The organism is Amycolatopsis orientalis (genome assembly GCF_000943515.2).
Taxonomy (GTDB): domain Bacteria; phylum Actinomycetota; class Actinomycetes; order Mycobacteriales; family Pseudonocardiaceae; genus Amycolatopsis; species Amycolatopsis orientalis.
The window spans coordinates 5,354,349-5,375,841 of sequence record NZ_CP016174.1 but is presented as its reverse complement, the minus strand read 5'-3'; the positions used below and the strand labels follow the sequence as shown (position 1 = coordinate 5,375,841).

General features: G+C 67.6%; 12 protein-coding genes. 10 read left to right on the top strand and 2 right to left on the bottom strand.

Going from position 1 to position 21,493, the window contains the following annotated elements; genetic code table 11:
- Positions 1-12: 12 nt before the first annotated feature.
- The 5 genes from SD37_RS23525 to SD37_RS23505 are packed head-to-tail and all read left to right on the top strand — an operon-like array spanning position 13 to position 8,021.
- Positions 13-1,290 carry an ABC transporter substrate-binding protein gene (locus SD37_RS23525; protein WP_044855047.1) on the top strand — a complete coding sequence of 426 codons (1,278 nt, stop codon included), beginning with the start codon at positions 13-15 and terminating at the stop codon, positions 1,288-1,290.
- Positions 1,287-2,171: a carbohydrate ABC transporter permease gene (locus SD37_RS23520; RefSeq protein ID WP_044854871.1), complete on the top strand. Its 885-nt coding sequence runs from the start codon at positions 1,287-1,289 to the stop codon at positions 2,169-2,171. Before SD37_RS23525 ends, SD37_RS23520 begins: the two co-directional genes overlap by 4 nt.
- A complete protein-coding gene (locus SD37_RS23515; protein ID WP_201788845.1) occupies positions 2,168-2,980 on the top strand; it encodes a carbohydrate ABC transporter permease in 813 nt (270 codons plus the stop codon). Before SD37_RS23520 ends, SD37_RS23515 begins: the two co-directional genes overlap by 4 nt.
- Entirely contained in the window at positions 2,977-5,220 is a 2,244-nt protein-coding gene (gene yicI / locus SD37_RS23510; protein WP_044854872.1) for an alpha-xylosidase, read from the top strand. The genes SD37_RS23515 and yicI overlap by 4 nt, the downstream gene beginning before the upstream one ends.
- Positions 5,217-8,021 carry a beta-galactosidase gene (locus SD37_RS23505; RefSeq protein ID WP_065912945.1) on the top strand — a complete coding sequence of 935 codons (2,805 nt, stop codon included), beginning with the start codon at positions 5,217-5,219 and terminating at the stop codon, positions 8,019-8,021. Before yicI ends, SD37_RS23505 begins: the two co-directional genes overlap by 4 nt.
- Positions 8,022-8,485: 464 nt before the next feature.
- Here SD37_RS23505 and SD37_RS23500 read toward each other — a convergent pair whose 3' ends face one another.
- Both SD37_RS23500 and SD37_RS23495 read right to left on the bottom strand, forming a co-directional pair.
- Positions 8,486-9,493, bottom strand: coding sequence for a LacI family DNA-binding transcriptional regulator (locus SD37_RS23500; RefSeq protein WP_044854874.1), 1,008 nt, complete (start codon positions 9,491-9,493; stop codon positions 8,486-8,488).
- Between the two features lie 71 nt (positions 9,494-9,564).
- Entirely contained in the window at positions 9,565-11,781 is a 2,217-nt protein-coding gene (locus tag SD37_RS23495) for a glycoside hydrolase family 3 C-terminal domain-containing protein (RefSeq protein ID WP_044854875.1), read from the bottom strand.
- Positions 11,782-12,104: 323 nt separating this feature from the next.
- Between SD37_RS23495 and SD37_RS23490 the strand changes: the two genes are divergently transcribed.
- From SD37_RS23490 to SD37_RS23470, 5 genes are all read left to right on the top strand, one after another.
- Positions 12,105-15,092: a glycoside hydrolase family 3 protein gene (locus SD37_RS23490; protein ID WP_083255062.1), complete on the top strand. Its 2,988-nt coding sequence runs from the start codon at positions 12,105-12,107 to the stop codon at positions 15,090-15,092.
- Between the two features lie 39 nt (positions 15,093-15,131).
- A complete protein-coding gene (locus tag SD37_RS23485; RefSeq protein WP_201788844.1) occupies positions 15,132-17,552 on the top strand; it encodes a glycoside hydrolase family 95 protein in 2,421 nt (806 codons plus the stop codon).
- Between the two features lie 139 nt (positions 17,553-17,691).
- The gene (locus SD37_RS23480; RefSeq protein ID WP_044854877.1) at positions 17,692-18,387 is read left to right on the top strand and encodes a glycoside hydrolase family 12 protein; all 696 of its coding nucleotides are present in this window, start codon (positions 17,692-17,694) and stop codon (positions 18,385-18,387) included.
- 88 nt (positions 18,388-18,475) lie between these two features.
- On the top strand, positions 18,476-19,744 hold the full coding sequence (locus SD37_RS23475; RefSeq protein ID WP_044854878.1) for a GDSL-type esterase/lipase family protein: 1,269 nt from the start codon (positions 18,476-18,478) through the stop codon (positions 19,742-19,744).
- 974 nt (positions 19,745-20,718) lie between these two features.
- Positions 20,719-21,489: a thioesterase II family protein gene (locus SD37_RS23470; RefSeq protein WP_044854879.1), complete on the top strand. Its 771-nt coding sequence runs from the start codon at positions 20,719-20,721 to the stop codon at positions 21,487-21,489.
- Positions 21,490-21,493 lie beyond the last annotated feature (4 nt).

Below are 21,493 nucleotides of genomic sequence, written 5' to 3'. Positions count from 1 at the left end.
GAGGAAGCACCGATGTTCAAACGAGGTTTGGCGGCCGCCGTGGTCGCCATGCTGGCGCTCGCCGGTTGTGGGTCCGGATCGGACAGTGGCGATCCGAAAACGTTGAAGCTGTGGCACTTCGAGCCACCGGACAGCGCGATGGGCACCGCCTGGGCCGAAGCGATCAAGCAGTTCGAGGCGAGCCACCCCGGAGTCAAGGTCTCCTTCGAGGAGAAGGGCTTCGAGCAAATGCAGAAGACGGCACCGATGGTGCTGAATTCGAAGGACGCGCCGGACATCCTCGAATACAGCAAGGGAAACGCCACCGCGGGGTTGCTGTCCAAGCAGGGGCTGCTGACCGACATCAGCGATGAGGTGACGAAACGAGGCTGGGACAAGCAGCTCAATCCGGCGATGCAGACCACCGCGCGCTACGACGAACGTGGCGTGATGGGGGACGGGAAGTGGTACGGCATCCCGAACTACGCCGAGTACGTCAAGATCTTCTACAACAAGGACATGTTCGCGAAGCACGGCCTCGCGGCGCCCACCACGATCGAGCAGCTGACCACGGCGATGGACAAGTTCGCCGGCGCGGGGGTGACCCCGTTGGCGGTGGCCGGGGCGGAGTACCCGGCGCAGCAGGTGATGTACCAGCTCGCGCTGACCAAGGCCGATCGCGACTGGGTGGACCGTTTCCAGCGGTACACCGGCAAGGTGGACTTCCACGACGCCGCTTGGACCTACGGTGCGACCACCTTCGCCGAGTGGGTGAAGAAGGGTTACATCGCCAAGGACTCGGCCGGGCTGAAGGCCGAGGACATGGGGTCCGCGTTCATCCAGGGCAAGTACCCGATCATGATCAGCGGCAGCTGGTGGTACGGCAGGCTGGTCAAGGGCATCAAGAACTTCGAGTGGGGTTCGGTCCGGTGGCCGGGGATCGCCTCCGGTTCGGCGGGCAACATGTGGGTCATCCCCAAGGGGTCCAAGAACCGGGAGCTCGCCCTCGACTTCATCGCGATCACGATGTCGCAGCCCATTCAGGACAAGCTGCGTGAAGCCGGTGGGGTGCCGATCGTGAACGCCTCGACGCCTCCCGCCAATCCGCGGTTGAAGGAGCTGGTGGAGGACTTCAACGCCGCGTCGGCGGAGAACAACCTGGCGTTCTACCCGGACTGGCCCGCGCCGGGCTACTACGACGTCCTCGCTTCGGCCGTGCAGAAGCTCATCACCTCGAGCGCGACGCCGGCTCAGGCACTCGACGAGATCGCCAAGCCCTACGAAGAGAATCTGGCGAACGTCGGCAAATGACCAAAGGACGGGGAACCTATCTTCTCTTCCTGATCCCCGGTGCGCTGCTGCTGATCGCGGTGATCGTGGTGCCGATGGTGATGAACGTCGGCATCAGCTTCACCCAGTGGTCGGGCGCCGGGGATCCGAAGTGGACAGGGCTGGACAACTACCGGAAGTTGTTCGCGGACGGCACGTTCTGGTCGTCGTTCCGGCACAACCTAGGGCTCGTGGTGGCGATGGCCATCGTGCCGACCGTGCTGGGCTTGGTGATCGCGGCCGCGCTGTTCGACGTCGTCGCGAAGCGGTTCGGGCCGCGCGCGGCGAGCATCCTGCGTGCCTGCGTCTATCTGCCGCAGGTGCTGCCGATCGCCGTCGCGGGCATCGTGTGGGGCTGGATCCTCGCGCCGGAAGGTGCGCTGAACGAGTTCCTGTCGAAGATCGGGCTCGGCGGGCTGGCGGCGAACTGGCTCGGCGACCCTGATCTCGCGCTGTGGAGCGTGATGGGGGTGATGCTGTGGATCCAGGTCGGTTATCCGGTGGTGATCTTCATGGCGGGGATGCAGCGGGCGGATCCGTCACTGCATGAGGCGGCCGAACTCGACGGCGCGTCTTGGTGGAGCCGGTTCTGGCATGTGACCGTGCCGCAGTTGCGGCCCGAGGTGTTCGTCGTCCTACTGACCTGCACCATCGCCGCGCTGAAGGTGTTCGGGCCGATCTACGTGCTGACCCGCGGTGGGCCCGGTGGCGCGACGAACGTGCCGTCGTACTTCTCGTTCCAGAATTTCTTCGAGAAGACGCAGGTCGGCTATGGCGCGGCGATCGCGACCGTGCTCATGGTCCTGATCCTGATCCTGACGACCGTGTTCCTTCGAGTGCAGAACCGGGGTGAGCGTTCGTGAAACGCCATGCGACGCTCTGGTCGCTGATCGTCCTCTCGATCGTCATGCTCGCGCCGTTCGTGATCGTGGCGATGAACGCGCTGAAGTCACCGGCCGAGTACGCGGCCGACGGCCCGTTGTCCATCCCGGACGGCATTCACCTGCAAGGGCTGATCGACTTCTGGGAACGGGTCGGCTTCGGCGAGAAGCTGCTCAACTCCCTCATGATCAGTGGGACCGTCGCGGTGCTCGCGGTGGTGATCTCGGTCTTCAACGCCTACGCGCTGGGCATCGGCAAGGTCCGGGGCCGGGCGTGGATCCTGATCGCCTTCCTGATCGCGAACACGCTGCCGCAGGAGGCCTTGGCCTACCCGCTGTACTTCCTCGCGAACGAGACCGGGCTCTACGACACCCAGTTGTCCGTGATCATCATCTTCACGATCATCCAATCCGCTTTCGGCACCTATCTGCTTTCGTCGACCTACGTCGGTTTCCCCACGGAACTGCTCGAGGCGGCGAGGCTGGACGGTGCCAACAAATGGCAGACCCTGCTGCGGGTCGTCGTGCCGATCAGCAGGCCGACGCTCGGGGTTCTGTTCGTCTTCTTCTTCATCTGGACATGGAACGAGTTCTTCCTGCCGCTGATCCTGTTGATCTCCAACGACACCCAGACCGTTCCGGTCGCACTGGGTCTCCTGCAGGGCCAGCGGATGATGGACGCGACCATGGCCAATGCGTCGGCGTTGCTCGGGGTCATCCCGGCGATCGCCTTCTTCTTGATCTTCCAGCGAACGTTGACACGTGGCATTACGGCAGGGGCGGTCAAATGAAGTTCAGCAACGGCTACTGGCTGCTGCGCGAAGGGGTACAGGCGGCGCATCCGGTGGAGGTGTACGACCTCACCGCGGGGGACGGCCGGATCGTGGTGCACGCGCCGACCCATCGCATCCGGCATCGCGGCGACCTGTTGAAGGGGCCGGTGGCGACGGTCGGCTTCTCGTCGCCGATGCCGGATGTGATCGGGGTGAGCGTCACGCATTTCGAGGGTGGGTTGCCGCAGGAGCCCCGCTTCGAACTGTCGGCCGTCGACGAGGAGGCGAAGATCTCCGAGGACGGTCACACGCTCACCGCCGGCGCGTTGTCGGTCCGGCTCCACCGCGGCGAGGGGTGGAAGGTCGACTTCGTCGCGGACGGCAAGACGCTCACCACCAGCGGGGCCAAGGGCATGGGCTTCATGAGCCTCGATGGGAAACACCATGTCCGTGACCAGCTGGACCTGGGCGTGGGGGCCCAGGTCTACGGGCTCGGGGAGCGGTTCGGGCCGCTGGTGCGCAACGGCCAGGTCGTCGACATCTGGAACGCCGACGCGGGCACGAGCAGCGAACAGGCCTACAAGAACGTGCCGTTCTACCTGACCAACGCCGGTTACGGCGTGTTCGTCAACCACCCGGGACATGTCTCCTTCGAGGTCGCTTCGGAAGCCGTGTCGCGGGTCCAGTTCAGTGTCGAGGGCCAGTCGCTGGAGTACTTCGTCATCTACGGCCCCAGCCCGAAGGAGATCCTGCGCAAGTACACGGCGCTGACCGGCAAGCCGGCGCTCCCGCCCGCGTGGTCGTTCGGGCTGTGGCTGTCGACGTCGTTCACCACGTCCTACGACGAGGAGACCGTCTCGGGTTTCGTCGACGGCATGATCGAACGTGACCTGCCGCTGAGCGTGTTCCACTTCGACTGCTTCTGGATGCGCGAGTTCAACTGGTGCGACTTCGAATGGGATCCGCGGATGTTCCCGGATCCGGTCGGCATGCTGGAGCGGCTGAAGGCCCGGGACCTGCGGATCTCGGTCTGGATCAATCCGTATGTGGCGCAACGGTCTCCGTTGTTCGCCGAGGGGGTCGCGGGCGGCTACCTGCTGCGGAAACCGAACGGTGACGTCTGGCAGTGGGATCTCTGGCAGCCGGGGATGGCGCTGGTCGACTTCACCAATCCCGCCGCGCGCGAGTGGTACGCGGGCAAGCTGGCCGCGCTGCTCGAACAGGGCGTGGACTGCTTCAAGACCGACTTCGGCGAGCGGGTCCCGACGGACGTCGTCTACTTCGACGGATCCGATCCCGAGCGGATGCACAACTACTACACCTATTTGTACAACCAGACGGTCTTCGAAGTGCTCAAAGAACACCGCGGGGAAGGGGAGGCCGTGGTGTTCGCCCGCTCGGCCACCGCGGGATCCCAGCAGTTCCCGGTGCACTGGGGCGGTGACTGCGAGTCGACCTACGAGTCGATGGCGGAGAGCCTGCGCGGCGGGCTTTCCCTCGGCCTGTCCGGTTTCGGCTACTGGAGCCACGACATCGGCGGCTTCGAAGGCACTCCGGACCCGGCCCTGTTCAAACGCTGGATCGCGTTCGGGATGCTCTCCTCGCACAGCAGGCTGCACGGCAGTTCGTCCTACCGGGTGCCGTGGCTGTTCGACGAGGAAGCCGTCGACGTCCTGCGCGTCTTCTCCAAGCTCAAGGCACGGCTGATGCCGTACCTGTGGCACGCGGCGACGCAGGCGTCGACGGACGGCACGCCGATGATGCGGGCGATGGCGCTGGAGTTCCCGTCCGATCCGGCGTGCGCCCACCTGGAGCGGCAGTACATGCTCGGCGACTCCCTGCTGGTGGCGCCGGTGTTCTCCGACGACGGCGAAGTGACCTACTACGTGCCCGACGGAGTCTGGACCGATTTCTTCACCGGGGACGAGATCCAGGGCCCGCGGTGGGTGACGACCGTCTGCGACATGCTCACCGTTCCGCTGCTCGTACGGCCCAACACCGTCCTGCCGCTGGGCGCCGTCGACGACCGGCCGGACTACGACTACGCCGACGGCGTCACGCTGGGGCTGTACCGCCTGGACGACGGCGCCCGGATCACCACCACCGTCGGCGGCTCGACGTTCCACACCCGCCGGGAGGGCGACAGCGTCCACATCGACGCCGAGTCGGCGCCCGGCGACTGGAAGGTGGCTTTCCCCGAAGGTGAGGATCCGATCGTGGCCACGGGAAGCACCCTGACGATCGAAGGTGTCCAATGAGGATGGTCCTCGCCCTGTTGATGGTGCTGGGCCTGGTCGTCGCACCCGGGGCCGCGGTGAACGCGGCCCCGGTCGCGCAGGCGCGTGAGCACAAGGTCGGCTACGACAAGTACTCGCTCACCGTCGACGGGGAGCGGATCATGGTGTGGTCGGGGGAGTTCCACTACTTCCGGCTGCCCAGCCCGGAGCTGTGGCGGGACGTGCTGGAGAAGATCCGGGCGGCCGGGTTCACCGGCGTCTCGCTGTACTTCCACTGGGGATACCACTCTCCGGCGCCCGGGGTCTACGACTTCAGCGGAGTGCGGGACGTGGAACGGCTCCTGCGGATGACCGAGGAGCTCGGGCTCTACGTGATCGCCCGGCCGGGTCCCTACATCAACGCCGAGACCACCGGGGGCGGCTTTCCCGCCTGGCTCAAGAACGTCGACGGGCGCGCGCGGTCGAGCGACCCCGGCTACACCGCCGCCTACCGGGAATGGCTCGGCCGGATCAACCCGATCCTGGCCCGCCACCAGGTCACCCGCGGCGGTTCGGTGATCGCGTACAACGCGGAGAACGAATACGGCGCCAACGTCGATCCGCTCTACATGGAACAGCTCCAGGAGAAGGCCAGGGCCGACGGGATCGACGTCCCGATCGTGCACAACAACTGCTGCAACGGCGACCTGCCGAACTGGTCGTCGGGACAGGGCGCCGTCCAGATCCCCGGCGTCGACGACTATCCGCAGTCGTTCAACTGCCCCGACCCCGGTACCTGGGGGACGTGGGGCGAAGGTGTCACGCGGCGGTTGCGTGACGACGCGCCGGTCTACGCCGCCGAGTACCAGGCGGGCGCGATCGACCTGAACAACGCGGGTTACGAGAAGTGCCGGGAGCTGACCGGACCCGACTACATGAAGGTGTACTACAAGTCGAACGCCATCGGCAGCGGTGCGACGATGTTCGGGTACTACATGTTGTACGGCGGCACCTCCTGGGGGTGGTTGCCGCAGCCGAACGACGTCTACACCTCCTACGACTACGGCGCGGCGATCACCGAGTCGCGGGGGCTGACCACGAAGTACGACGAGTTCAAGCGGCAGGGCTACTTCATGACCACGGTCGCGCCGTTGCGGAAGACGGACCCGGCCGCGGCGCCGAAGCCGTCGGACCCGGCCGTGTTCACCCAGGCGAGGTCCAATCCGGACACTCGCACGCAGTTCGTCCTCGTCCGGCACACGGATCGGCGGGCGTCCTCCGATCTTTCGACCACTGTGGACTGGGCGACACCGGACGGGAACTACTCCGTGCCGGTCCGCGTCAATGGACGGGACGCCAAAATCCTCGTCGCCGGATACGACCTGGGCGGACAGCGGCTGGTCTGGTCGAACTCGGAGATCCTGACCCACGTCACCGTCGACGGCCGCGACGTCGCGATGCTGTACGGGCGGGAAGGCGAGCAGGGATCGACGGTGCTGCGGTACTCCTCGGCGCCGGACGTCCGCGTGCTCGAAGGTGACGTGCGAAGCTCGTTCGACGGCAAGGATCTGCGGCTCGACTACACCCATTCCGGGCTGGCCAGGGGGCTCGTCTCCGGTGGCGGACGGCCACCGATGCTGCTCCTGCTCGGCACCGACGAGACCGCCGCGCGGTTCTGGCGGATGGACACCGGGGCCGGGCCGGTACTGGTCCGGGGGACGTCGGTCGTGCGTGACGCCAAGATGGCGGGCGACAAGCTCGTGCTCCGGGCGGACACGGACGCACCGGGTGACGTGGAGGTCTTCGCGCCGGCGCGGCGGCTCGTCGTCGGCGGCAAGCATGTGGAGACCCGGCGCACACCGAGTGGTTCGCTGCTGGGTGCCCTCCCGGGCCCGCGTGCGGTGACGCTGCCCGCGTTGTCGGACTGGCGGTACCGGGCCGAACCGCCCGCCTTCGGTGACACGGGCTGGACCGTCGCGGACAGGACCACGACCGCGAGCCCGATCAAGCCGAAGACCCTGCCGGTCCTGTACTCCGACGACTACGGCTATCACCACGGCAACGTCTGGTACCGCGGGGATTTCACCGCCGAGGGAACCGAGAAGACGGTGTCGCTGAACGCCATCACGGGTAAGGGCGGCAGCTATCTGGTGTGGCTCAACGGTCGCTACCTCGGATCCGCCCTTGGCGGAACGCAGGCCGATTCGGAAGCTCCGGTGAACCGCGACCCCGGCCGCGGTGACTTCCCGGTGCCGGAAGGGTTGCTGGCCAAGGGGAAACCCGCCCGGCTTTCGGTGCTGGTGACCAACATGGGCCACAACGACGACTGGACGGCCGACGACACCAGGTTCAAGCAGCCGCGCGGGCTCTTCGGCGCGGTGATCGGCGACGCGAAGGTCTCCTGGCAGATCCGGGGCGCTCGCGACAACGACGTCGAACGCGGTCCGCTGAACACCGGCGGCCTGTACGGCGAACGCGAGGGATGGCATCTCCCGGGCGGGCACGGTCGCTGGGAGCGGCCGCCGGCGACCACCGGGCCGGGTGTTTCCTGGTACCGCACCGATTTCCGGTTCGACGCGCCCCGGGACCAGGACGTCTCCGTCGCGCTGCGGTTCGGCGAGCGGGCGGGCAAGTACCGGGTGTTCGTCTTCGTCAACGGGTGGAACATGGGCCAGTACGTCAACGGCGGTCCGCAGCGCGACTTCGTGCTCCCGGCCGGGGTCCTCAAGACCGCGAACAGCCTGTCGCTGGCGGTGGTCTCGACCGAACCCGGGCCGGGTGCTCCGGTGCCGGTGAGCCTCGTCCAGCTGGGAAACCACCGGACCGGCGGGCCTCTGCGGTAGGGAGTCGGTCAAGTGGGTCGTGAGTGGTAAGTGTCGTTCTAACGACACTTACCACTCCCGCCCCACGCGCCCAACCGCCTACTCGCGCGGACTTCGGGATCGTCCTCGCCTGTACTGGGGGAGGTGAGCGCCACGCTTGAGACGCTGATCGTCCCTGGCGGGGCGCAGGGAACATCTGCGCCCCTTGTAACTCACGGCCATACCAGGAGCCGCGGCCACGCTTCCGTCAGCCAGGCCGGACCGGGCCGCGGTAGGAGGCCATGCCGCTCGTGAGTGGTAATGACGGTTAGAGCCAAGGTGTTTTAGGTACCTACCGGGGGTAGGTTCGTTGGCGGCCAGCTCGGACCATCGCCACCAGGTTCAGTGGCCCCACCAGTCACCGCGAGCAAAGCCGCAGGCTACGAGCAGGTACCTAAGAGAGATGACGGTTCTAACGACACTTACCACTCACGAGACCGGGTCGCCTAGGTGCCGGCCGGGCCGGTGCTGCCTCGTTCGGTCAGCCGGGGTGACAGCAGCCGGACCTCGGCCTGGCCTCCGTCGTCGAGGCGGCGCATCGCCATCTCGACCGCGAGGCTGCCGAGTTCGGCGGCCGGGATGGCGATCGACGTGAGCTGGACCGACTGTGCTTCGGCCATGTCCTCCGGGCAGACCGCCAGGACCGAGATGTCCCGCGGTACCTGCTTGCCGCGCCGGTTCAGTTCGGACAGCAGCGGACCGAGGATGGCCTCGTTGTGCACGACGAGCCCGGTCACGCCGGGATGCTTGGCGAAGACGTCGTCGAGGCAGGCACGCAGCGCGTCGTAAGACGGCGCGCACGGGAACGAACCGGCGCGGACCTTGCGTTTCGTCGCCGTTTGACGGAAACCGCGCAGGAAGCGACCCGCGTAGCTGGTACCGCGTTTGTAGACCGCGGGGGAGGGGCCGATCAACGCGACCTCGCGGTGGCCGAGATCGGCCAGATGGGTGACGCTCGCGGCACCGGCGGCGGTGAAGTCGAGATCGACGCACGTCAGGTCACCGGGATCGGCGGGAACTCCTATCAGCACCACCGGCCGGTGCAAGGATCTCAGCACCGGCAGGCGGGGTTCGGAGGTTTCGACGTCCATCACGATCAGCGCGTCCGCGATGGCGGACGCGGCGACCCGGCGCAGTCCGTCCGGGCCTTCGTTCTTGGTCAGCAGCAGGACGTCGTGGTCGTAGGTGCGCGCCTCGGTGACCGTGGCCGCGACGAACTGCATGACCACCGGGACGTTCAGGTCCGTCCGCAGGGGGACGACGAGCGCGAGCACGTTGGTACGGCTGCTGGCCAGCGCGCGGGCGCCGGCGTTCGGATGGTAACCCAGTTCGCTGATGCTGTGCTGGACGCGGCGACGGGTGTCCTCGGAGATCGAACGCCTGCCCGAAAGCACGTAGGACACGGTGCTCGGGGAAACCCCGGCCGCTCGGGCGACATCTGCGATGGTGACCATCAGCCGATGATAATGCCGAGTCGAATCGATTCGACTGACTCGGGCCCTCTAACGGCGGTGCGGAGTACCGGTCACCCGTCGTCACGGCCTTTGCTCAGCTCGATCAGCCGCGGGATGCTGCCGTCGGGCAGCTCGATCCCCCGATAGGCCAGGAGCTTGGTGAACTGGCGCATCGGCATCGAAGCGATCATGCGCAACCAGTCGGGGCTGCCCTCCACCTGCCTGCTTTGCCCGGCGGGCAGGCTCGCGGCCAGGAGTTCGCCGAGTTCGGGCCCGGCCACCGGATGGCCGAACCACTCCTCGACCGTGGAATCGAGCGACAGGACCCGGACGATGACGTCGCCCGCCAGGGTGATGGGCCTTTCGGCGACGATCTGCGCCGCGCTCCGCCCGATCTGGACGGTGTACTCGCCGGGCGAGACCACCCACCGGCTCAGTTCGATGTCGTACCAGGCGAAAGCACGGCGGCCGAGGGTGAGTTCGACCCGCCGGGTCTCGCCCGGTTCGAGGAAGACCTTGGTGAAGGCCCGGAGTTCTCGCGCCGGGCTGCGGACCGGGGCCGCGCCGGTGGCGACGTAGACCTGGACGACGTGCTTACCGGCCCGGGTGCCGGTGTTGGTCACGCTCACCGCGACGTCGGCCGAGTCGTCGCCCGTCGCCGTGACCGTCAGGTCCCCGGTCTCGAACGTCGTATAGGACAGGCCGTGGCCGAAGGGGTACCGGACAGCGACCTCGACGGTCTCGTAGTAGCGGTAGCCGACCATGACCCCCTCGCCGTACCGGACGTGCCCCGACTCGCCGGGGAAGGTGAGGTAGCTGGGGTTGTCCCGCAAACGCAGCGGGATGCTCTCGGCGAGATGCCCCGACGGGTTCGTGATCCCGAAAAGCAGGTCGGCGATCGTGCTTCCGCCCGCCTGACCGAGCAGCCAGCCGTCGAGAACTGCGTCGACGTCGTCGTGCCAGCCCTCCAGCGACACCACGCCACCGTGGGAGAGGACCACCACGGTGCGCCTGCTCGCCGCGGCGACCGCCTTGATGAGGTCCACCTGGGCCGCGGGGAGATCGAGGGTCTCCCGGTCGAAGCCTTCGGATTCGTCCGTTTCGCCCAGTCCCGCGAACACCACCGCGACGTCGGCTTCGCGGGCGATCTCGACCGCGCTGTCGGCCAGGCCGCTCGCGTAGGTCACGGACTCGCCGAGCCGCCGCATCGCGTCGAGTGCGGCGTCGACCCGGGTGGGGTTGACGTGGGAGCTGCCACCGCCCTGGAAGCGCGGGTTCACCGCGAACTCGCCGATGACCGCCACCGCGGCGTCCCTGGCCAGCGGCAGCGTCTCCCGCTCGTTCTTCAGCAGGACGGCGCAGTCGGCGGCGACCTCCTTCGCCAGTCTGTGCTGCTCGTCGGGATCGACGTCACCGCCCGGTGGGACCGCCTGGCGGACGAGGGCGAGAACGCGGCGGACGCTCCGGTCGACGACGGCTTCGTCCAGCTCGCCGTTCCGGACCGCCGCCACGATCTCGGCGTCACTGCTGCCACCGGTACCCGGCATCTCGAGGTCCAGCCCCGTGGCGAGCGCCGCGACCCGGTCGTTCACCGCGCCCCAGTCCGAGACGACGGCGCCGTCGAAACCCCACTCGTCACGCAGGACGTCGGTGAGCAGACGACGGTTCTGCGAGGCGAGGACGCCGTTGACGCGGTTGTACGAGCACATCACCGTCGCCGGACGCGCTTCGGTCACCACTCGTTCGAACGCCGGGAAGTAGATCTCGCGCAGGGTCCGCTCGTCCACGTCCGCGCTGATCCGCATCCGGTCGGTTTCCTGGTTGTTGGCCGCGAAATGCTTCACCGACGCGCCCGCGCCTTCGGCCTGCAGGGCCCGCACGTAAGCGGTGGCGAGTATTCCGCTCAGCAGCGGGTCCTCGGAGTAGTACTCGAAATTGCGGCCGCACAACGGGGACCGTTTGATGTTCACACCGGGTCCGAGCACCACCGAGACCCCGGCCGCGCGGGCTTCCCTGCCGATGGCCGTGCCGACCCGCGCCGCGACCTCGGGATCCCAGCTGGAACCCACCGCGACCGACGGCGGGAAGCATGTGGCGGAGATGCTGTCGTGGACGTCGAGATTGTCGGCGTCGGCGACCTGCCGTCGAAGCCCGTGCGGGCCGTCGGAGAGCAGGATCGCCGGTACGCCCGCGGCGTCGATCGCCTCGGTGTGCCAGAAGTCGCGGCCGGACAGCAGTGACGCCTTCTGCTCCAGCGTGAGGTCGGCGGGTTCGGGCTGAGCTGTCAACGGACTTCCTTCCGACGGCGATCTGTCCACTGTGCACTCGACGCCTGCACGCGCCGCGAGGGCTCTCCCACGAGGGTGCCAGACCGAACCACCTGCCGCTCCCGACGCGCGGGAAAGCGGTTTCCGCCGGTGAAGAGGGCGGAAAAGGACCATTGTCTCGCCGGGAACCGTCGGCTAACATCCCCGTAACACGGAGGTCGAATCGTTTCGACGGTCGATTCTCTTTCGTTCGTTCGCTTGACGATCACCACTGTTCGAAAAGTCGCCGACAACTCCACCCCGTCTGTCGAAGCGCTTCGATTCTCCCTCGCGATGGAGTCCCCATGAGCAGAGCAGCTCTCTTCGCCCGCCTCCGCCGGATGGGCATGTTCACCACAGCGGTCGCGCTGACGGTGGGCCTCGCCTCACCCGCGGTCGCGGACGAACTGAACTCGTACCCGTTCCGAGATCCCGCCCTCCCGTTGAACACCCGGGTGGACGATCTGGTGAAGCGGCTGACCCTCGCGGAGAAGGTGTCGTTGCTGCACCAGTTCCAGCCGGCGATCCCGCGACTGGGCGTCCCGGAGTTCAAGACGGGGACCGAGGCGCTGCACGGCCTCGGCTGGACGACCGAGCGGACGAACGGCAACGTCGTGACCGCGAACGCCACCGTCTTCCCGCAGGCCGTCGGGCTCGCCTCCACCTGGGACCCGGCCCTGATCAAGAAGATCGGTTCGGTCGTCGGTGACGAGGCGCGGGCCTACCACTCGCAGGACCCCGGATTCTGGGGCCTGCAGTTGTGGGCGCCGGTGGTGAACCTGCTGCGCGATCCCCGCTGGGGACGCAACGAGGAGGGCTACTCCGAAGACCCGTTGCTGACCGGCGCCATTTCGACGGCGTACGGCAAGGGGATGACGGGTGACCACCCCCAGTACCTCAAGAGCGCTCCGGTGCTGAAGCATTACTTGGCCAACAACAACGAGGTCGACCGCACCACGACGTCGTCCAACCTGCGCCCGCGGGTGCTGCGGGAATACGACGAGCAGGCGTTCAAACCGGCGATCGCGGCCGACGCGGCGACCGGGGTGATGAGCTCGTACAACCTCGTCAACGGACGGCCGGCGACGGTCAACCCCGACCTCAACGACGTCGTGCGGAGCTGGACCGGCAAGACGCTCTACAACGTCAGCGACGCCGCCGGACCGCACAACCTGACCGGTTCCCAGAAGTACTACGGGACGAGCGAGGAAGGGTTCTCGGCCGCGCTCAAGGCCGGTCTCGACGGCTTCACCGTCGACAACCAGGACTCCGCCCCCACCGTGAAGATCATCAATTCCGCGCTGGCCAAGGGATTGCTCGCCGAGTCGGATATCGACAAGGCGGCGAAGCATGTACTGAGCGTCCGTTTCCGGCTCGGTGAATTCGACCCGGACGGCGGCCCGTACGCCAAGATCGGCAAGGACGTGGTGAACAGCCCGGCGCACCGGGAACTGGCCCGCAAGTCGGCCGGTGAGGCCATGGTCATGCTGAAGAACGACCGCGCGACCCTCCCGCTGGACCCGAAGCGCAGTGTCGCGGTGATCGGGCCGCTGGAGAAGACCCTGTACACCGACTGGTACTCCGGCGGGTTGCCGTACAAGGTGACGCCGGTGGACGGGATCCGGGCCCGGCTGGGTGCGGGCGCCAAGGTCACCGACACCGAGGCCGTCGACCGGATCGCCCTGCGCGACGCCGCCACCGGTAAGTACCTCAGCGGCGGTGCGGGTGACGCGGGCGCGGTGCTCAAGACCGGTGCCACCAGCGTCGGCGCCACCGAGCAGTTCGACGCCTTCGACTGGGGCCAAGGCGTTCTGACCCTGCGCAGTGTCGCCAACGGCAAGTACGTCGAGCGGCAGGGGCTCTCCAACGCCAGCAGCCCGTTCGTCAACCAGGCACCGCAGCCGCGTGACTGGTTCGTCCACCAGCAGTTCAAGCTGGAGGACGCGGGTGACGGCACGGTCGTGATCAAGTACGCCGGGTACGAGACCCCGAACGACTGGGACGGCCCGAACAGCTACCTCACCGTGGCCGCCGACGGCACGCTGACGCTGGGTTCGCCGAACGCGGCGGGCGCGACCAAGTTCCGCAAGGAGCAGGTCACCTCGGGGATCGACAGCGCGGTGAGCGCGGCACGGTCGGCCGAAACGGCGGTCGTGGTGGTGGGCAGCATGCCGTTCATCAACGGCCGGGAAGACCATGACCGCACCACGATGGCGCTGGCCGAGAGCCAGAGCGAGCTGATCAAGGCCGTGCGCAAGGCGAACCCGAACACCGTCGTGGTGGTCGAGAACAGCTATCCCACGACCTTGAACTGGGAGCAGGAGAACGTCCCCGCGATCCTGTGGACGTCACACGCCGGCCAGGAGACCGGCAACGCGCTCGCCGACGTGCTCTACGGCGACGTCAACCCGGCGGGCCGCCTCACCCAGACCTGGTACCGCTCGGATGCCGACCTCCCGGACATCCTCGACTACGACATCATGAAACGCGGCACCACGTACCAGTACTTCAACGGCGACCCGCTCTACAGCTTCGGGCACGGTCTGTCCTACACGAACTTCCGCTACAGCGATCTGCGCCTGGGCAAACCGGGTCCACAAGGGACGTTCGAGGCGACCGTGAACGTCACCAACACCGGGAAGCGTGCCGGTGACGAGGTGGTCCAGCTCTACACCCGCCAGCTGGTCTCCCGCGACAAGCAGCCGAACCAGCAGCTCCGCGGCTTCGAGCGGGTGAACCTGCAGCCGGGACAGACCAAGACGGTGCGCCTGTCGGTGCCCGACCTCAGGCATTGGGACGTCACCCGCGGCAAGTGGGTGCTGGAGACCTCCGTCCACGAGGTGATGGTGGGGGCGTCCGCTTCCGACATCCGGCTGCGGTCGGCGCTGCCCGTCCGCGGCGAGCAGATCCCGCCGCGCGATCTGACCAGGGACACGAGGGCGATCGACTTCGACGACTACTCGGGTGTCGAACTGGTCGACGAAAGCAAGGTCCGCGGCGAGGCGGTCGGCGTCGGAGCGGGGGACTGGCTGCGCTTCAGCGACGTGGACTTCCGTTCCGGGGCGAAGACGTTCACCGCCAGGACGGCTCGCGCCGAAGCCGGAACGTCCACTGTGGAGATCCGGCTCGGCGGCCCGCGCGGCAGGCTGGTCGGCACCGCGCAGATCGCCGCCACCGGTGACAAGTACAAGTACTCGACCACCACCGCAACGGTGTCGGGGCTGAGCGGACGGCAGGACGTCTACCTCGTGTTCACCTCCGACGCGAGGATCAGCACGTTCTCTTTGCGGTAGCCGGTTTCCGGACGCTCGACTGAACGAAGGAGGCGTGCCGTGGTGAAGGTCAGGTTCCCGTTGCTGGCCGGTGTGTTGCTGGCAGGCGTGCTCACGCCCTTGCCCGCGTACGCGCTGCCGGGAGCCGCGGCTTGCGGCACGCCTCCGGTCAGGGAACGGCAGGGGCTCTGGTACGACCGGCCCGCCACCGACTGGGAGAGCCAGACCCTCCCCATCGGCAACGGCGCGCTCGGCGCCACCGTCCACGGTGGTGTCGCGCGGGAGCACCTGCAGTTCAACGAGAAATCGTTGTGGTCCGGCGGCCCCGGTGCCGATCCCGCCTACACGGGCGGCAACTGGGAGTCGCCGCGGCCCGGCGCGCTGGCCGAGGCCAGGAAGGCGATCCTGGAGAAAGGGCCGCAGCAGCCCGAAGCGATGGCCGCCTTGCTGGGACAGCCCAAGCGGGCGTACGGCAGCTATCAGAGCTTCGGCGACGTCTACCTGGACGGCGCCGAACCGGCCGAGGTCAAGGATTACCGCCGGGAGCTGGACATCTCCCGGGCACTGAGCCGCGTCGGGTTCGTGGCCGACGGGGTCCGGTACACGCGGGAGTCCTTCGCGAGCTACCCGGACGGCGTGATCGTCGTCCGGGTGAGCGCGGACCGTCCCGGCGCGGTGTCGTTCACCACGAGACTCACTTCGCCGCATCCGCGGTCGGCGGTCTCGGTCTCCGATGGCAGGCTGACGCTGGCAGGCGAACTGGCGGACAACGGCATGGCGCTCGAAGCGCAGCTGCTCGTGCGGAACCAGGGCGGCAGCCGGGTCGATTCCGCCGACGGGATCGCGGTGTCCGGCGCCGACTCGGTGACGCTGGTACTGGCCGCGGGCACCGACTACGTCCACCGCTACCCGGACTACGTCGGCCGGTTCCCGCATCAGCGCGTCGGCGCGACGATCGACGCGGCGGCGCGGAGGTCGTTCGACGACCTGCTCGCCCGGCACGAGCGCGACTATCGCACCCTGTACGACCGGGTCAGGCTCGACATCGGCCAGCAGACACCATCGATGCCGACCGACCGGCTCCTCGCCGCCTACACCGGCGGGCCGGGTGCCGCCGACCGGGCGCTGGAGGCGCTGTTCTTCAACTACGGCAGGTATCTGCTGGTCAGCTCCTCGCGGCCCGGCTCGCTGCCGGCGAACCTGCAGGGAGTCTGGAACCAGTCCTCGTCGGCGCCGTGGTCGGCCGACTATCACGTCAACATCAATCTGCAGATGAACTACTGGCCTGCCGAAGTCACCAACCTCGGCGAGACCACACCGCCGCTCTTCGACTTCATCGACCGGCTCCGGCCCCGTGGCCGGGAAACGGCCCGCACCATGTTCGACGCCGGTGGTTTCGTGCTGCACAACGAAACCAACCCCTTCGACTACACCGGGGTCCACGACTGGCCGACCGCGTTCTGGTTCCCCGAGTCCGCCGCCTGGTTGTCGCGGCACCTCTGGGAGCACTACGAATTCACCCAGGACCGCGGCTTCCTGCGCGAGAAGGCGTACCCGATCCTGCGCGAGGCCGCGCGGTTCTGGCTGGACTCGCTGCAGGCCGATCCCCGCGACGGGAAACTCGTGGCGGTTCCGTCCTATTCGCCCGAACACGGTCCGTACACCGCCGGTGCGGCGATGTCGCAGCAGGTCGTGTGGGACCTGTTCACCAACGTGCTGGACGCGGGCGAGGTCCTCGGCGGCGATCAGGCCTTCCGTTCCCGGGTCGCCGGCGCGCGGGCGAAACTGGATCCAGGCCTGCGCGTCGGATCCTGGGGGCAGCTGCAGGAATGGAAAGAGGATCTCGACGATCCCGCGGACACCCATCGGCACGTTTCGCATCTCTACGGGTTGCATCCGGGCAGGCAGATCTCACCACTCGGCACACCGGAGTTCGCCGCGGCCGCCGAGAAATCACTGGCCGCGCGCGAAGCGGGCGGAACAGCGGGAGCGCCCGGGTGGAGCCGGGCGTGGAAGGCCAATTTCTGGGCCCGGTTGTTGAAGGGCGAATCGGCGTTCGAAGCCTTCCGCGATCAATTGCGGTTCCAGACGCTGCCGAATCTGTGGGACACCCATCCGCCATTCCAGATCGACGGCAATTTCGGTGCCACCGCGGCGGTCGCGGAAATGCTGGTGCAGAGCCAGACCGGAACGGTGCACCTGCTCCCGGCGCTGCCCTCGGCCTGGCCCGCCGGGCAGGTCGACGGGCTGCGGGCCCGTGGCGCGTTCACCGTGGGGGCGACCTGGCGGGCAGGTCAGAGCGTCGAGCTTCGGCTCTGCGCCGACAAGGGCGGCCCGGTTTCGGTGAAGAACGACCTGCTCAAGACCTCGTTCCGGGTCCTCGACGCGCATACGGGCAGAACCGTGCGGTGGACGCGGACCGGAATCGACACCATCAGGCTGGACACGCGGCCGGGGGGCGCCTATCTCGTGAAGAGGTAAGACAATTTCCGCCGACCGCTTATCCTGGATGACTCTTGACCGTTCGGTGCGAATGCTGCGACACTTTGTCGAAGCGCTTCGATATCGGGCGCCGATTTCTCCCATACCCGCGCAATGGTGCACGGAAGGAAACCCGGCCATGCGTAGTCCAGTACGGTCCTTGATGAGCAGTATCGTGATGGCATTGGTCGCCACCCTGGTGATAGGGGGCACGGCACAGGCCGCCACCTGGAGTTCCTCGGACAAATGGGGAAGCTGGTCCAACGGCGGTTATACGGTCCGCAACAACGTCTGGGGCTCCGGCGTCGGCCCGCAGTCCATCTGGGCGAACTCCTACAGCAACTTCGGGGTTTGGGCGGATCACCCGAACACCGGCGGCGTGAAGTCGTATCCCCATTCGGGCAAGAACATCGGCCGCCAGTTGAGCGGGCTGCGGAGCCTTTCCAGCAGCTTCAACGTCTCCAGGCCGGGAAGCGGCGCCTACGCGACGGCGTACGACATCTGGGCGAACAACAACGCCTACGAGATCATGCTGTGGATGAACAAGCAGGGCGCGGTCGGCGCGATCGGCTCGAAGCAGGCGACGGCCACCGTCGGTGGCCACACGTGGGACGTCTACCGGGGAAGCAACGGCCACAACGAGGTGTTCTCCTTCCTGCGGACCTCGAACACGAACGCGGGTTCGGTGGACGTGCTGGCGGTCATGAACTGGATCAAGAACCGCGGCTGGTACGGCGATGTGACCCTCGGTGAAGTCCAGTTCGGCTTCGAGATCACGTCGTCCAGCGGCGGGATGAACTTCACTTCGAACAGCTTCTCGGTTTCCTCTTCCTGATGCTCACCTGGGTCGTGAGTGGTAAGTGTCGTTAGAACGGCACTTGCCACTCACGACCCACCGAAGTCCGCTGCCTGGGAGCGCCTTTATGGGAATACGTCGATCGGTCGTCCTGCTGGCCGTCGCCGCGTCGGTTCTGACTCCGGCGACGGCGGAGGCCGCGCCCACGGGCGGCGCCTGGCCGCATTCGGTCACGCTGACCGAATCGTCCCTCCAGGGCGTCCACGGCACGGCTCCCGACGCCACGATCCGCAACGTCCTCACCGTCACCGCGGACGGGACGGCGCTGCGGATCCGGCTGGGCAACCCGTTCGGCGACACCGCGCTGGCCGTGCGGTCGGTGTGGGTCGGGCTCCAGCCCTCGACGGATTCGCCCGCGCTGGTGCCCGGTTCGAACCGCCGCGCCACGTTCGGGTTCAGGCGCACGGTGACGGTGCCGCCGGGAGGCGGGGTCTGGAGCGACCCGCTGCCGCTGACCGTGCGGGCGGGCGACCACGTCTCGGTGAGCGTGTACGCGCCGGGCTCGCCGATCAACGCCCACATCTTCCCGCCGCCGGAGACCGACACCCCGGGGTCGTTCCTGTCGGCCGGACCGGGTGATGCCGGAGCGGACGAGTCGGGGGCCGCCTTCGGCGCCTTCTCGCCAGGAAACCTGTGGTGGGTGGACGCCGTCAGCGCGGTCTCTGCCGCGCGCGGCACCATCGTCGCGCTCGGCGACTCGATCACCGACGGCTACAACGCCTTCGGCGGCGGCCCGCGCTGGACCGACGTGCTGGCGGAGCGGATCGGGAAGCTGCCACCGGGACGACGGCTTTCGGTCGCCAACGCCGGGATCAGCGGCAACACCGTCAGCGTCCAGCCGAATCCGTACGATCCGACGAACCAGTGCTGTGGCCCGCCCGCCCCGCTGCGGCTCGACCGTGACGTCCTCTCCCTGCCGGGCGTGCGCTACGTCCTCCTCCTGGAGGGCACCAACGACCTCGGCGGCGGCAACTACGCGCCGCCCGCCCCCGCGTCCCAGGTCATCAACGCCATGCGGACGATCGCGGCGAAGGTGCACGCATCCGGGCGGAAGATGATCGGCGCCACCATCCTGCCGATGTGCAACCCGGCGGGCGGATCGAAGGAACAGGCCAGGCTCGCGGTCAACGAGTGGATCCGCACGTCCGGGACGTTCGACGCGGTGGTGGACTTCGACGCCGTCCTGCGCGACCCCGCCGATCCGACGGTGATCCGGCAGGAGTGGCGGAACGACTGCTACCACCCCAACGCCGCGGGTGACCGGATCCTCGGCGAATCGATCGACCTGTCGGTCTTCGGCCTGCCCGAGCCCGCCGCGCTCCCGCTCGCGGGCTGACGGACCGCTTTGCGCGTGAAGGCCCCTACGTTGAGGATGAGGACCGGCATGAGGGGTGTGTGGATTCAGGGACGTTGAACGTCCCTGAATCCACGCACCCCTCACTAGCGGTAACACTGGCGCGTCGCCGGTCACGGCGAGTGCCTTCACGGACTCCCGGCTGCGGTGAGGGGTGGGCTGGTGGTCAGTGCTGCTCGTGATGGTCCAGGTGTGACGTCGCTGGTGCCTGCGGGGTTCGAGTGGGGAAGATTCCGGTCGTTGAACGTCCGGAATCTTCCCCACTCGGGGTGTGCCGGGTTCTGGGGGCAGGTCTCGATCTCCTGTTGATCAAGCTTCACGACGGGTGTGACCCCGCGTCCATGAAGGAATCGGGACACTCAACGTCCCCATTCCTTCATCGTCGACCTGCGCCATGACAAGGACGTGCCTGACCTGCACGATGCCACTTCGCCGAGACCCTGACTTCGAGGGTAGGGAAGGGGGCCTTCACGCGCGTCTCCAGCGGATGGTCACCCTACGTGAGGTAGCCCGCGTGAGGGAGCGGGACGACGCCCTGGTGGCCTCTTGCAGCACGTTTGATCCCGCCATCAAACTGTTACCCCGGACGGGCTAATGGCGTCGTATCTTTCGCACTAACACCTCTGACGGTTAGTACACAACGGAAGAGATCAGGAAGGAGTCCCTCACCTTTCCCGCGGTCGACGCGGTCGCGGAATCACCCAAAGGTGCGGGCAAGGCGAGGCAGGTCTTCGTCAAGGCGCGTCATCCGCGCGGACCCCGGGGTCTTCACCGGGATGGCGCGACATCGTGAAAAGCCGCTTGAGGACACGGCGGCCGATACCCCTTCGTCCATCGTGGACACCCGGGCGCGAGGCGTCCGCGGGTCCCGTCGGCGGGAATCGTGCCGTGCCCTCCGGCTTCGTCTTCCGTGACGGCTTCATCCCGTCGACGGACCAGTTCGGGAGAGCGCGGCAATGAACACTGCCATCACACGTCTGTCCACAATGGACACAGAGGGCGGCTCCGGGCACGGATATCTGTGCTTTCCGCCCGCCGGGGGAACGGTTCTCGGCCTGCGCGGGCTCGCCCAGGCATCGTCCGGTTTCGGGGTGTGGGGCGTCGAGTATCCCGGACGCGGTGAGCGTCTCGCCGAGCCGTCCGCCGCATCGATCGAGGAGCTGGCGGGGGAGATCGCGCGGGAAACCTTCGACCACTTCGGGGAGGAGGGCGTTTCCCGGATCACGCTGGTCGGGTTCAGCATGGGCGCGTTCGTCGCGCTCGAAGTGGCCCACCGCGTCCACGGCCGGGGGCGGACGGCGCCCGCGGCGCTGATCGTCGTCGGAGTGTGCGCGCCGCAGCGGCGAGTGCGGGGGAGATACGCGAGGGCGGACGCCGCCGAAGTCGGGCGGCTGTTCGATCGGGTCGGCCTGGTCTCCATGGCCGGCCGCCCCGGGGCGGCCGAGTTCCGGGACTACGCTCTGGGCCTTCTCGATGCCGATCTCCGCCTGACCAGCGCCTATCCCGGCCCCGCCAAGCCGATGCTGTCCTGTCCGATCGTCGCGATCCGGGGTGAGGACGACCCGGCGTTCGCGGAGGGCGATGACGCCGCCGGGGCATGGCGGGTCTGGACGACAGGGCGGTTCGAAAGCCGTGTCGTGCCCGGTGGTCATCTCGACGTGCTGACACCGGGCCGGGAAGCCGGGTTCTGGGCGTCGGTCTGCCTGCCCGCCGGGGGCGTGCGATGAACGA